Raw genomic sequence first — 12977 nt, 5'->3', positions numbered from 1 at the left:
ATAGTTAGCATTAAAAAAACTAATGATTCAGAATGTGAGTTCTTATGTCTCGAAGATTACCACCGTTAAATTCTCTGCGTGTGTTTGAAGCGGCAGCTCGACACCTAAGTTTCACCCGTGCAGCAGAAGAATTATTTGTTACGCAGGCTGCGGTTAGCCATCAAATCAAAGCGTTAGAAGAATTTCTAGGGCTTAAGCTTTTTCGTCGTCGTAATCGTTCTTTACTTCTAACAGAGGAAGGGCAAGGTTACTTTTTAGATATCAAAGAGATTTTTTCATCTCTATCTGAAGCAACAGATAAAGTATTGGAAAGAAGTGCGAAAGGCGCGTTAACCATTAGTTTACCGCCAAGCTTCGCAATTCAATGGTTAGTTCCTCGTTTGTCTGATTTTAATCAGAAAGAACCAGATATTGATGTGCGAATTAAAGCCGTTGATATGGATGAAGGTTCATTAACAGAAGATGTTGATGTTGCTATTTATTATGGTCGAGGTAATTGGCCGGGGCTAAGAGTTGAACTATTGTATCAAGAGCAATTATTACCGCTGTGTTCACCTCAAGTGTTATTGAACGAAAAGCCATTAGCGACGATTGATGATCTTCGATTCCATACGTTATTGCATGATACCTCACGTAAAGATTGGAAGTTGTTTGTTAAACAGTTTGAATTACAAGGTATGAATGTAAACCAAGGCCCCATTTTTAGTCACTCTACCATGGTATTGCAAGCTGCCGCACACGGACAAGGCATCGCATTAGGTAATAATGTATTAGCTCAACCAGAATTAGATGCAGGTCGACTTGTTGCTCCATTTGAAGAATTACTTATTAGTAAAAATGCATTTTATCTGGTGTGTAATGAAAAGCAGGCCGATACGGGTCGTATTGCCACCTTTAGAGAGTGGGTGCTAAGCAAAGCACGCAGTGAGCAAGATGTGGTGGATGATGAATAGTCGTCTATGTTTTCTTATTGCAGGCTTAAGTGGGGCATTAACCGTGGGGTTAGGCGCTTTTGGAGCTCATGGTTTAAAAGACGTATTATCACCGTATCTCCTTGATGTATATCAGACTGCGGTACAGTACCAAATGTGGCATACTCTGGCTTTATTTGGTTGTGGAATTTTGTTGAGAAATTCCATGTCAAAAGGGGTATCATACGCCGCCTTGCTATTTACCATTGGCATAATTTTCTTCAGTGGTAGCTTATATGCATTAGTGTTCACAGGAATTAAGTGGTTTGGGCCAATAACTCCATTAGGTGGGCTCTGTTTTATTAGCGGTTGGCTGACGCTGGCTGTTTCAACTTATCGTTTGACTGAGGTTTCAAAGTGAAACAAGTAATGTTCTATTGTCGCTCTGGTTTTGAAAAAGAGTGCGCAGGTGAGATCCAAGATAAAGCCACTCAACTTGAAGTGTTTGGTTTTCCTCGCCTAAAAAGTAACACTGGCTATGTATTATTTGAATGCTATCAGGAAGGCGATGCAGATAAACTGATTCAACAGATTAAATTTAATGAGCTTATTTTTGCTCGTCAAATGTTTGCTGTTGCAACAGAATTAAGTGACCTACCAACAGAAGATCGTATTTCTCCGATCCTTGATGCATTAAGCAGTGTTGAAGGCGTGCCTCATTGTGGTGATATTCGCATTGAAACTCCGGATACGAATGAAGCGAAAGAGCTATTAAAATTCTGTCGTAAATTTACTGTGCCACTTCGTCAAGCATTACGCGGCAAGCAAATGCTAACAGCAAGAGATACTGATCGAATCCCAGTAATGCACGTGTGCTTTATTGAACCTGGCCATTGTTATGTTGGTTACTCATATACGAATAATAATTCAAAATTCTTTATGGGTATTCCTCGTTTAAAATTCCCTTCAGATTCACCAAGTCGTTCTACATTGAAATTGGAAGAAGCGTTTCACGTATTCATTCCAAGAGATGAGTGGGATACTCGTTTGGCTTCTGGTATGTGGGCTGTTGATTTAGGTGCCTGTCCTGGCGGTTGGACTTACCAACTGGTTAAGCGTTCTATGTTTGTTCATGCGATTGATAATGGCATGATGGCACAAAGCTTAATGGATACAGGTCAAGTTAAACACCACATGGTTGATGGTTTTAAATTTGAACCACAAAGAAAGAACGTAACGTGGATCGTGTGTGACATGATTGAAAAGCCTGCACGAGTTGCTCACCTTATGGGTGAATGGCTAATTAAAGGTTGGGCTAAAGAAGCACTATTCAACCTTAAGTTACCAATGAAAGGTCGTTACGACGAAGTTCTTCAAGATATTGAAAACTTAAAAGAATTTTTAAATAAGAATGGCTTTAAATACAAACTTCAAGCGAAGCATTTGTATCATGACCGTGAAGAAATTACGGTACATATTCAAGCGATTACAAATATCTCTCCACATTAATTTTGCTATGAGATAAAACGCTCTTGCAAGATAAATGCAAAACGCCCGTAGATCGTCTGATCTACGGGCGTTTTTATTTAAATTCAGTGTTAAATATGATGTACTTTGGCGCAAAAAAACGGTTTGTCATCGACGTAATAACCACATCAAATACAGCCATCTTTCTTTTGTAGAAAGCACATTATATTCATTGTTTTAATTTCAACTATTCTGGCTTCTCATATCGTATATCTTGTAAGTTAAATCCAAGTTCAATATCGGTTCTTAAACCGGCGACTTTTCGACATAGAATCGCGGTATTGTAATACTCATCAAATTTATTACGGTATTTCTTTGGTAATTCATCGGATTCATTGGCCGCTTCAATTGTCGGAAATTGAGTCAAAATTTCTAATGCTGCTTTAGGGCCTATCCCTGGGATCCCCGTTATTTTACTTGAGCTAATTCCAGCTAATCCCCAGTAATCGGCCAATTGTTCAGGCTTTAGTCCAAACTCTTTTTCAATAAAAGGTTCATCTAACCAACGATGTTGGAAATAATCACGAATTCGTAGCGTCGGGGAAAGTAACTGGCAATAGCCCTTATCGGTAGAGACTATTGTGACTTGTTCGTTGCGAGAGGCGACTTTATTGGCAAGTGTTGCGACTAAATCGTCAGCTTCATCTCCATCAGATAAAAGAGAGTCAATCCCCAGTTTCCACCAAGATTCTTGAATTGTATCCATGCCTTTTTGCAGAGCTTCAGGCATTGGTTTTCGGTCTTCTTTGTATTTAGGCAATACTTCGGCTCGCCACCCTCTGTCTTGAAGGTGGTGATCAAAGACGGCAATGATATGAGTTGGTTTGGTTTCTTTTAAAATACGATTAATTGTACGGCCTGTCGTTGTCACTACTGCTTGGATATCATCTTGGTTTGGTTGTGCTGAATGAACACGACGAATGAGATTGAGAGCATCGATAATAACCAGATGAATTGCCATAACGTATTCATTCCTATGTATAAAAAGAAAGAGACCTAGTAGGCCTCTTATTGTACGTTAGTGATGAGGTGAGATTCTACCCCTAATCAACGACGATTTCATAACAAGGAACGTATTTAGAGCCCGGAAGCTTCATTCGGCCTTGCTCAACAAAATCTTGAAGTAGACGATCCATTTTTTCCATCAATTCTGGTTCGCCGTGTAACTTAAATACACCGTGCTTTTCAATCTCGGCAATGCCTTCCGCTTTGACATTACCCGTCACAATACCAGAGAAAGCTTGGCGTAAGTTGGCAGCAAGACTTTCTGTTGGTTGGTTAAGGTGCAAATCAAGTGACGCCATCGCTTCATGATTGGGTTCGAATGGCAGTTGGAACTCTGGCTCTATTTTTAATGCCCAGTTAAAGCTGTAAGAATCATCGGTTGCTTTACGATATTCTTTCACTTTTTTGATCCCGTTATTAATGATCACCGCTGCTTTTTCAGGATCGCCAACGACAATACTGTAATATTGAGTCGCCTCTTCCCCTAATGTTTCACGAATAAAGGTATCAATTGAAAGGAAGTAAGCTTCACTCTCTTTTGGACCGGTAAGAACGATAGGCATTGGTTGCTGACGATTAGCAGGGTTCATCATGATCCCTAAGATATACAGTAATTCTTCAGCAGTCCCTGGGCCACCAGGAAAAATAACGATTCCATGTGCCATACGAACAAATGCTTCTAAACGTTTCTCAATATCAGGCATGATAATCAGTTCATTGACGATAGGGTTTGGTGGCTCAGCGGCGATAATTGAGGGTTCAGTTAATCCAACAAAACGACTTTGAGAATAACGCTGTTTAGCGTGACCAATCGCGGCGCCCTTCATTGGACCTTCCATTGCTCCTGGACCACAACCAGTACAGATATTGAGCTCACGTAAGCCAAGTTCATGACCAACTTCACGAGTGTACTGATATTCGATTGGGTTAATTGAATGCCCCCCCCAACACACGACAAGGTTAGGTTCAATTCCCGTATGAAGCGCTTTTGCGTTACGTAATATACTAAAAACGAGATTAGTTAAATGAGTGGCTTTGGTTAAATTCAATCGATTGTGATCCGCTATTTGCATATTCACATATACCATATCGCGTAACACAGAGAAAAGGTGCTCTTGGATCCCTTTAATGATGTTGCCATCAACAAACGCATGTTCTGGTGGGTTACTTAACTCAAGCTTAATACCACGATCACGTCGTGTTACTGAAACATCAAATGACTTATATTTATCGAGGAGTTCTTTTGAGCTGTCAGTGTGGCTGCCTGAGTTTAGAACCGCTAAAGTGCAATTGCGATACATTCTATAGACATCACTCGATGCGGTTTTTTTTAGTTGGTCGACTTCTAATTGCGATAGCAAATCCATGCTACCTGCTGGGCTTATATGAGTGATCATATGCGCCTCCCTAGCTTATTTTTATTATTGTTCGAATAGTAAACTTACACAGCAATGGGGACTTTAGCTAGAAAAAGAGTAAAAAAGTGAGAGGGTTATGGATTTATCGTAGGCAATATAAAAGGTAACTATGCACAAATGCGTTGTTGAGTGCCTTTGGTTTTTTGTTTGTATAGCGCTTGAACTGATCGTTCGATGACTTTTTCAGGAATATCACTGTTGGTAAATTCAGAGCTGCAAATAGAAACCGTGACTTGAACGTGATTGCCTTTAAATTTGAAGGGCAATTTTGCGATGGCAGCTTGGATCGCTTTAAGCACCGTTTCTCGTTCTTCTTTCGTGGTTTCTGTAAAGAGGATTAAAAACTCCTCACCACTGAATCGAGCGACAAAATCAGTATTTGAGACTTGTTTTTCTATGGTTTTTGCGATGATTTTAAGTGCTTTATCACCAGCGAGGTGTCCAAATTGCTCATTGATACGTTTAAACTGATCAATATCGATCATGCTTAATACTAGAGAGTGTTGATGACGGACCCAGCGTTTATATTCTAAATCTAAACGTTCATGCATAGCAGCGCGATTATAAACATTGGTTAATGGATCTTTAAACACTCTTTGTTGTTGATCGTTTAATTGACGACGATATTCTAGAGTTTCTTGATAGACGCTATTTAATTTTTTTGTTGTGTATTCATGACGTTCTATTAGTGCGGCTTCTCGCTCCTGCATGGCTTTATTTCGCTCTGCAAGATCGCTCATTTCATTGAGCAGTAACGACATTTTTGTTTTGTGTTCTTGTGCGCTTATTTTACTTTCTAGAATGTTTTCGGCTTGTTTGATTAAAAGGCCATATTCTTCATTTAATAATGAACGTTGATCTAAATAAGATTGGCCTTGTTCTTGGTTTTGCTCACTCGTTTTTATGATTTGAGCCACTTGAGTGTTCATCTCACCAACAAAGACTTGGGATGCTTTTCGTTCTTTATTTGTGCCTTGAAGAACGAGTTGTAACGTTTGCAGGGCTAAATCAATTAGGGATACAGCATCAACGCCAGTGAGCAGTTTATTTCTGATATCAAGGAGGTCTTCACCGGAGGTGTTATTGAAATCAAGCTCTGAGATCAGGTGTTGCAATTCATTACTTAATTGCTCTTGAGTATCAACATCAATGATTTCATTGGCATTGATTTCGGAAGATACGCTACCCGCTGAAATAAACTTAATTGCTCTTTCGTACAGCTCAATAAGGCGAACAATACGTTGGATATGTTTAGTTCCATCTTGAGATGGGTGCCTAAGTAGATTACGTAAGTCTCTTTTTAAACCTGTCGGCAATCCAACAACACGCTGTAATGTCTCGCCACAATAAGAAATATGTTCTTCCATTACTGAATGTTCTTTTTGGACATTTAATTGATAGCGGTTAATTAAGCGTTCAAAAGTCGCAATACGGACGGTTAAATCTGAGGTGTTTTCGATATGTTCAATATCATGAGCAAGCTCAATAATTTCTTTATCTAGATCGCTATCATGATGTTTACACGCAGCACAAAATCGCAAAATAATGCGTTTAAGCAACAATATTTCACGGCGTGATTTCAACGAGGTGTCACGGTGTGATAAGCGCGTTTGATCTAATTGTTGCTTTAATTGGCTTAACTCTGAGGCAACAATGGATACTTCAATCATAATAACTTACATAAAACTCATATTAGAATAAGTGGCAGTGTATATATTGAGAAATTCAATACTCTTCATAATAACAAATTTATAATTAACAGACTAAAAAAAATAACGGTGTTTGTATAGTTGATAATCATTTGTAGCGAAATTTTATTAAATTTGTGAGTTGTTTTTTAAAATGATTATGTATTTCTTGACGAGTACACTTTGATTAAGCCTTGATTGATGGCTTGTTCACACGCTGAACGTATATTATTCGTGGCAAAACTTGCCGCTGGTGCGTTATCTATTGCTCGATAATGCACCCATTGACTGCCTGATTCTTGGGCGTGAATATCTCTTGCCGTGTTCGTTGCCATCAATAAAATATCAATCAGCTCCCGATCATTAATCGCAGTATATGCTCGGGGCAAAAATGGGTATTCAACCATTCCTATATTAACGGTTTTATCTGTCATAACATCGGATGTGAAGTCGTTTATCCATTGTTGAACGGTTTCTGCCATTTCTTGTGCGCAACTTGTTGTGTCTGATTTATGCTCTATGTAAAGAAAGCTCGCATCTGAAAAATGATAAATACGGCTAGGGGATCTCACTACAGCCGATAAATGATCGCCAAATTCTTTCTCTATTGCTAACCCTTCTTGATACCCTTGGGTCATATATAAATCTTGTAGCATAGGTACATTAAAAAGGGTAAAGCGTAAGCGGTCACTTAATGGTTCATTGATTAGCTCACCTAAATGCCATTGTTCTAAGTTGGAACTACTTTGTTGTAAAGACGAAGGTAAACGCTCTGTTAGCAATCGTAAGTTACGTAATCCACTTCTTGGATGGGTATAGTATTTATTGAGTAATAAATGTAAGCGTTTTTTTAAGAATCGGTTTACCTGTTGTTTTCTAAAAGAATAAATAGCCAACACAGTCAGTAATACGACTAAGAAACCGGCAATCTTTTGTATTTTAAGCGTTTGAACATGGTTTTCTTTTAATTGCTCTTCTAAACCTTGGTAATGTAAAGATTGTTCAATAATACTTTTTTGTTGGCGGAAAACTTCTTCATTGATCTGGTTTTGAGCAGCTTGAAGCGATGAATTTAATGTTTCGTATTCACGTTGTGCAATCAGTGCTTTTTTAAATAATCCCATTTTTTCATAGGTCTCAGAAAGAAGTTTCTGAGACTGTAATTTTAATGAAATATTATTATCTTGATTACTGTATTTAATTGCTTTTTGAATGTCGCTAACAGCCAGTTTCGGTTTGTTGTGCACTAGGTTTAGTTTTGCCTGAAGTAAGTTGGCAACGGCTTGCTCTTTTGGTAAATCAACGTATTCGTTTAGGTTGTTTGCTTGTTTTAAGTAATGCTCACTAAGGGCGTAGTTATAAAGTAAGAAATACGTATTCGCGATGTCTAAACGAAGTGAAATCAGTTTATTTACGTTATTTTTTTCTTTCTCTTGATCGAGGGCATTAAAATATTGAACAAGCGCTAAGTTGAATCGGCCTTGTTCAAGGTGGATCTTCGCGATTAACACAAGCACATTAGAAAGCTGTTCGCTTTTATTATAGCGACCATAAAACTCGGCAGATTGAGAAGCATGCTCAAGGGCTTTATCAAGTACTTTTCGTTGGAAGAAAAGCTGACCTAATAAATAATTAGTACTTGCTAATTGGCCACTATTATCAGCCTCAATAGATTGCCAATAAGCACTTAATAGTTCCGTTAAGGCTTGGTCAAATTGCTTGTTCTTTAAGAAATGTCGACCGTAAGAGATATGATAATAAATCATGCTACTTGGATCGTTCAGTGAATTACCGTAGCTCATGGCTTCGCTAAAGTAGCGTTGGGCTTTATTGTTGTTTCCTTGCCCTGACTCGACTTGAGCATGAATTAATGCTAATCCAAAATATATTTTTTGATGGATATCTGTCTTGGTATTTAATTGAGATAAATTTTGTTGGATGTCGTCTAAAATAGTATTCGTTTCATCAACGTCTTTCGTTAAATCCCACCATAAACTGGCATAAATTAGTTTTGATTCAAGGTAGCTTGATTTTAAACTGAAATCATCAGCCAAAGAGATTGCTTGTTTAATTGATTCTATGGATTCACGATTTCGACTTAATCGTTTATTGGCGAGTGCTTTTATTTGAAATGCCTCAACAGTACTGATTGGCGTACGAATAGTACGCTCAGAATCATTGTTGATTTGAATTCGATTAGGATCTTGGCTTGGTGATATCTGGCGTTGTTCTAGATATTGATTAGCAATAGAGAGGGATTGCTCTGGGTTTGTTTCTAATAATTGATAAGCATCATTTAGAATTGGCGCAGAGAAAAATTTAGCCCAAGCAGAAAGCGGGAATAAAATCAAAATAACAAGAAAGCATTGACGCAAAGGCATGTAAATCATCCACTAAAAAACAACTATTACATACTATCGTTGTCATGAAATTTGTCTACTAAGAAAACGGTTCAAAGTAGACAAATTAGACGATAAATATGTGCTTTTCGTGTTATTTCTTATTGGCGAGCCAAACGTCGATTATGTTCAGGCTTAACTAAATGAGAACTGCGGAATGGGTTAATATCTAATCCGCCACGACGAGTGTAACGAGCAAATACCGTTAATGATTTTGGTGAGCAGAATTTCATAATGTCCGTATAAATACGTTCAACACATTGCTCATGAAACTCATTATGTTGGCGGAACGAAATTAAGTAGCGAAGCAATTTTTCACGATCAATTTTATTGCCTTCGTAATTAATTTCAACACTGCCCCAGTCTGGTTGATTGGTGATCAGACAATTTGATTTTAGTAGATGGCTATGCAGAACTTCATTCACCATTTTTTCTGATGTACTTGATTCTAAATAGTTAGCATCAAACTCATAGCTATTAATAACAATGTCTTGGTTATCAATACATTCACCTTGCATATCGACAATAGGTTGTTGTGAATAAGCTTGAACAGGGTGGATGTTAACCATAACATCTTCACCTGCACATACGCTTAAATCTTTAATTAGCGTACTGGTTACGTCTTCCCATGATGAAAATTTAGTTTGGTTAAAGCTGTTTAAATACAATTTAAAGGACTTCGATTCAACTAAATTAGGGCTTGTTGCAGGTAATACAACGTCCCCAATGGCAACTTGAGGTAAACCATTTTGGTTCAACCAAGACAGTTCATAGAGTGTCCATACGTCACAACCAACAAAAGGTAATTCATCGCCAAGAGCTAGATCATCGCGATTTAAACTGCGAGGAACTGCTTGCAGCAACTCTGGCTCATAGCTGTGTTTATATTCAGTTTTCTGGCCAAGAGTCAGTGATTTTAGCTCATCAGCGTTCGTGTATTTAGTCATATTGAAAATGCCAAAAGTAGATTAGAATAAAGGTCGCTTAGTAAATTAGCGTTATTTGATGCGATTGACGCTAGTTTACTTGAATTTTTGTCTTATTAGGAGAATCGAATGCCACTTTCGGTAGAGCAAGCGCTTGCTAACTTTAGTCAACGTTATGTCGAAGCATGGAAAGAAAAACATGATAGCCTTCCGATAAATGAAGAATTAGTGGGATTAGCTTCTCCTTGTATTGATGAAACGCGCGATTTAGAGGTTTCATGGCAACCCGTCGCTCGCGATGAAAGTATTCGATTGGTTAATATTGAGAATGGCATTGAACTCGATCTGCATGATGACTTTCATGCGTTTTATGGTGCTCAATTTAGTGCTGATATGACGGCTAAATTTGAAGATATGAATGTTGAATTACTTCAAATTTGGAGTGATGAAGATCTTGAGAATTTACAAGGGAACATGCTAGGGCACCTTGTTATGCAGCGTCGATTAAAATTAGTCCCTACGTTGTTTATTGCGGTGACGGATGATGAGATGGAAGTGATTTCTATTTGTAATCAATCTGGGGAAGTGATTCTAGATACCGTAGGAACGAAAAAGCGAAAAGTATTAGCAGAAAGTATGGCTGAGTTTTTAGAAAAGCTTGAACCTGTTGTCGCGTAAATAAAAATTATTGTGTCAGGTAACGAGCAGAGTTAAATGGATTCCGATAAGGTGTATGTATCGGAATTTTTATTTTTAAAGTTGTAGTAGGAAAGACGCGTTAATGTTTGTAACTGAGTTAGATTTTGAAGTGTACTGCGATACCTCAATGGCAGCGGTAGAGAAAGCGATAAATTACTGTTTAGATTGTCTGCGTTATAACGGACAAGTGATTGGACGTGAACTACCAGTCTTAATGAAGGGCACTAACTTTGTTGCTCGTGTTATTTGTCCAGAAGAAGACTCTCTTCATCCTGATAATCACAGTCCGCAAGTGAATCTAGCGCTTAAGCAACTAAGTGATTTCGGATTGTTGCAACCAAAAATAAGAGTGGTTGGCCAAGACATGAACTCGGATCCAAGTGATGAGAGTGAAAAGGTGAGCTGGCAAATTCTGTACACTACTCATTTACATACTTGCTCGCCAATTCGTCACGGTGAGACATTTCAACCTATTCCTCTTTATCGCTTACCGGCGGTTGCCAATGGCGATCAAAAACAATTCATAAAATGGCAAGAAGATTGGAGTGCGTGTGATCAATTGCAAATGAATGGGTCAGTGGTTGAGCATCCAGCATTGCATGAAGTGAGCTCAAGTGAGAGTCGTTTGTTTAAGCGCGGTTGGGATTTGTGTCGTCGTATGGAAGTACTGAGTGGTATTTCAACGTATCTGTACATTTATCGCGTGGGTGGTGAAAGCAAAGAAAAAGAATTAGCACGTAAATGCCCAGTATGCGATGGAGATTGGGCGTTAGAAGAGCCAATCCATGACGTGTTTGATTTTAAGTGCGATGAATGCCGATTAGTCAGTAATTTATCTTGGGACTTTAAAGAGTAGATAGAGCTGAATAGGATCCCGCGATGAATGCGGGATCTTTATTTATACCAATGAAGATCGATTAAATTGGTTTTTTCACTTTCGCTAAAATACGATCCAATTGGTTGGCAAATTCACGTCGATCTGTCTGCGATAATGCCGCAGGACCTCCAGTTTGAATACCACTTGCTCGCATTGTATCCATAAAGTCACGGATATTCAGTCGCGCTTTAATCGTGGCTTCAGTATAGAGTTCGCCGCGAGGATTCAATACTTGAACTTTCTTTTCGATAAGTTCAGCGGCCAGTGGAATATCCCCACTAATAACTAAGTCACCCGCTTCAGAGCGTCTTACTATTTCATCATCTGCAACATCAAAGCCTGATTCAACTTGTATAGATTTAATATTTGGCGCTGTCGGAACCGGTACGTAGTGGTTAGCAACAAAAGTAATTTGAAGCCCTGTACGTGTAGCGGCGCGACAAAGAACTTCTTTCACTACTTTTGGACACGCGTCAGCATCTACCCAAATTTGCATTATTTATTCTCCAAAGCGTTTAAACGCTGGGTTAATTCTTTTATTTGTTGTTCAAGCTGAGCAATACGCTCATCTGCAGTCAATGACGTTTCACGGACTTCAATTTTTGGAACTTGAGCACTGGATTTAAATGATTTAATCGCTGTAATAATTGCAGGGATCGGAACTTGAGTGCTTAAGCGAGATTTAACGAGAGCGGTGGTTGGTTTTTTACCTTCATTCATTAAATCCTGCATTATTGTTTGCAGTTCATCCGTTACATTTTTCATTATGACTTCCTATGCTTCATCTTTCGCCATGATATCGAATACTGATCTAATTCACCACAGAAGTAATTCGCTAAGGTATATAGAACATTTAAAGAGGGAGTAAAGACATAGTAGAAGCAACGTGTAAGAGATCTCTTACAAGATGATTGAGATATGTCGTTTGTTTTATCGACTTTAGTTTGTGGTCGTTTTTTATCTTATTGTTTTTTATTACTATTTATTTTTAATCTTATATCTCACCCTCTATTTCTTTAAAAGTTTGTATGCAAGGAATTGTTCAACAAAGTAAAAAGCGTAATCTTATTGGTGTCGGAAGGATACTGACACGGAATAGGAACGACCAAGGATTTGGTACGCTTTAGGATGAAGCACTCGGTTACTTAGGATGAGTAATCGGCATGGAAAGCAAATTTGGACATTGAATGGATTCAATAGTAACTAGGATGGTTACTACTAAGGAAAGACAGTGGACACCTCTAGGATAGAGGAAGGATAAAGCATCAGGATGATGTAAGGGACACCGCTTAAGGATAAATGAAGAAAGTTAGCGATGGACTGTTAACGGATCAGGATTAGATCATGGACACCGCTAGGATAGCGATGAAAGGATACGCTGACGGATTTCAGCATACTATCAAGGAATTGATGCACGGAGCCCCATTAGTAGCCGGACTGCTGCGAGTAGAGTTATGACCCCATTAGGCGAAAGCTTAGTGGGGTTTTTCTTTTTTATCTGCTTTAAAAGATCATTCCCCTCATAAC

General features: G+C 38.6%; 12 protein-coding genes. 5 read left to right on the top strand and 7 right to left on the bottom strand.

Annotated elements, in window-relative coordinates:
- The first annotated feature begins 44 nt into the window (after positions 1-44).
- Genes A6E04_RS11930 through rlmM form a run of 3 tightly spaced genes read left to right on the top strand, consistent with a single transcriptional unit; the run spans position 45 to position 2420 of the window.
- Complete coding sequence (locus A6E04_RS11930) at positions 45-953, top strand: transcriptional regulator GcvA (protein ID WP_012549496.1); 909 nt, start codon at positions 45-47, stop codon at positions 951-953.
- Entirely contained in the window at positions 946-1332 is a 387-nt protein-coding gene (locus A6E04_RS11925) for a DUF423 domain-containing protein (RefSeq protein ID WP_023603728.1), read from the top strand. The genes A6E04_RS11930 and A6E04_RS11925 overlap by 8 nt, the downstream gene beginning before the upstream one ends.
- Positions 1329-2420 carry a 23S rRNA (cytidine(2498)-2'-O)-methyltransferase RlmM gene (gene rlmM / locus A6E04_RS11920; RefSeq protein WP_017022991.1) on the top strand — a complete coding sequence of 364 codons (1092 nt, stop codon included), beginning with the start codon at positions 1329-1331 and terminating at the stop codon, positions 2418-2420. Before A6E04_RS11925 ends, rlmM begins: the two co-directional genes overlap by 4 nt.
- Positions 2421-2625: 205 nt before the next feature.
- Here the strand turns inward: rlmM and xni are convergent, their stop codons facing one another.
- The 5 genes from xni to queF form a co-directional block, all read right to left on the bottom strand.
- Complete coding sequence (gene xni / locus A6E04_RS11915; protein ID WP_065611485.1) at positions 2626-3399, bottom strand: flap endonuclease Xni; 774 nt, start codon at positions 3397-3399, stop codon at positions 2626-2628.
- An 82-nt stretch (positions 3400-3481) separates the two neighbouring features.
- Complete coding sequence (gene ppnN / locus A6E04_RS11910; RefSeq protein WP_065611483.1) at positions 3482-4840, bottom strand: nucleotide 5'-monophosphate nucleosidase PpnN; 1359 nt, start codon at positions 4838-4840, stop codon at positions 3482-3484.
- Positions 4841-4968: 128 nt separating this feature from the next.
- Positions 4969-6531 (bottom strand): GGDEF domain-containing protein, encoded by a 1563-nt coding sequence (locus A6E04_RS11905; RefSeq protein ID WP_017022994.1) that lies wholly within the window; start codon positions 6529-6531, stop codon positions 4969-4971.
- A gap of 176 nt (positions 6532-6707) precedes the next feature.
- Positions 6708-8930 (bottom strand): tetratricopeptide repeat protein, encoded by a 2223-nt coding sequence (locus A6E04_RS11900; protein ID WP_175365428.1) that lies wholly within the window; start codon positions 8928-8930, stop codon positions 6708-6710.
- 119 nt (positions 8931-9049) lie between these two features.
- Positions 9050-9895 (bottom strand): NADPH-dependent 7-cyano-7-deazaguanine reductase QueF, encoded by an 846-nt coding sequence (gene queF / locus A6E04_RS11895; protein ID WP_065611479.1) that lies wholly within the window; start codon positions 9893-9895, stop codon positions 9050-9052.
- 108 nt (positions 9896-10003) lie between these two features.
- Here queF and syd point away from each other — a divergent pair, with 108 nt between their 5' ends.
- Together syd and A6E04_RS11885 are read left to right on the top strand one after the other, a co-directional pair.
- Positions 10004-10552: a SecY-interacting protein gene (gene syd / locus A6E04_RS11890; RefSeq protein WP_017022997.1), complete on the top strand. Its 549-nt coding sequence runs from the start codon at positions 10004-10006 to the stop codon at positions 10550-10552.
- Positions 10553-10655: 103 nt separating this feature from the next.
- The gene (locus A6E04_RS11885; protein ID WP_023603724.1) at positions 10656-11429 is read left to right on the top strand and encodes a Zn-ribbon-containing protein; all 774 of its coding nucleotides are present in this window, start codon (positions 10656-10658) and stop codon (positions 11427-11429) included.
- A gap of 61 nt (positions 11430-11490) precedes the next feature.
- On the opposite strand, the gene A6E04_RS11880 is transcribed toward A6E04_RS11885, so the two are convergent.
- Both A6E04_RS11880 and A6E04_RS11875 read right to left on the bottom strand, forming a co-directional pair.
- Complete coding sequence (locus A6E04_RS11880; RefSeq protein WP_017022999.1) at positions 11491-11946, bottom strand: YaiI/YqxD family protein; 456 nt, start codon at positions 11944-11946, stop codon at positions 11491-11493.
- Complete coding sequence (locus tag A6E04_RS11875) at positions 11946-12215, bottom strand: hypothetical protein (protein ID WP_017023000.1); 270 nt, start codon at positions 12213-12215, stop codon at positions 11946-11948. Before A6E04_RS11875 ends, A6E04_RS11880 begins: the two co-directional genes overlap by 1 nt.
- Positions 12216-12977: the final 762 nt, after the last annotated feature.

The organism is Aliivibrio logei, from assembly GCF_001691055.1.
In the GTDB taxonomy this organism is placed as follows: Bacteria; Pseudomonadota; Gammaproteobacteria; order Enterobacterales; family Vibrionaceae; genus Aliivibrio; species Aliivibrio salmonicida.
The sequence above is the reverse complement of the archived record's forward strand: the minus strand, read 5'-3'. Positions and strand labels throughout refer to the sequence as shown.

Excerpts from the sequence above, each read along its gene's own strand:
- A6E04_RS11930 (WP_012549496.1), top strand. The coding sequence starts at position 45 with ATGTCTCGAAGATTACCACCGTTAAATTCTCTGCGTGTGTTTGAAGCG.
- A6E04_RS11925 (WP_023603728.1), top strand. The coding sequence starts at position 946 with ATGAATAGTCGTCTATGTTTTCTTATTGCAGGCTTAAGTGGGGCATTA.
- xni (WP_065611485.1), bottom strand. The coding sequence starts at position 3,399 with ATGGCAATTCATCTGGTTATTATCGATGCTCTCAATCTCATTCGTCGT.
- ppnN (WP_065611483.1), bottom strand. The coding sequence starts at position 4,840 with ATGATCACTCATATAAGCCCAGCAGGTAGCATGGATTTGCTATCGCAA.
- A6E04_RS11905 (WP_017022994.1), bottom strand. The coding sequence starts at position 6,531 with ATGATTGAAGTATCCATTGTTGCCTCAGAGTTAAGCCAATTAAAGCAA.
- A6E04_RS11900 (WP_175365428.1), bottom strand. The coding sequence starts at position 8,930 with ATGCCTTTGCGTCAATGCTTTCTTGTTATTTTGATTTTATTCCCGCTT.
- queF (WP_065611479.1), bottom strand. The coding sequence starts at position 9,895 with ATGACTAAATACACGAACGCTGATGAGCTAAAATCACTGACTCTTGGC.
- syd (WP_017022997.1), top strand. The coding sequence starts at position 10,004 with ATGCCACTTTCGGTAGAGCAAGCGCTTGCTAACTTTAGTCAACGTTAT.
- A6E04_RS11885 (WP_023603724.1), top strand. The coding sequence starts at position 10,656 with ATGTTTGTAACTGAGTTAGATTTTGAAGTGTACTGCGATACCTCAATG.
- A6E04_RS11880 (WP_017022999.1), bottom strand. The coding sequence starts at position 11,946 with ATGCAAATTTGGGTAGATGCTGACGCGTGTCCAAAAGTAGTGAAAGAA.
- A6E04_RS11875 (WP_017023000.1), bottom strand. The coding sequence starts at position 12,215 with ATGAAAAATGTAACGGATGAACTGCAAACAATAATGCAGGATTTAATG.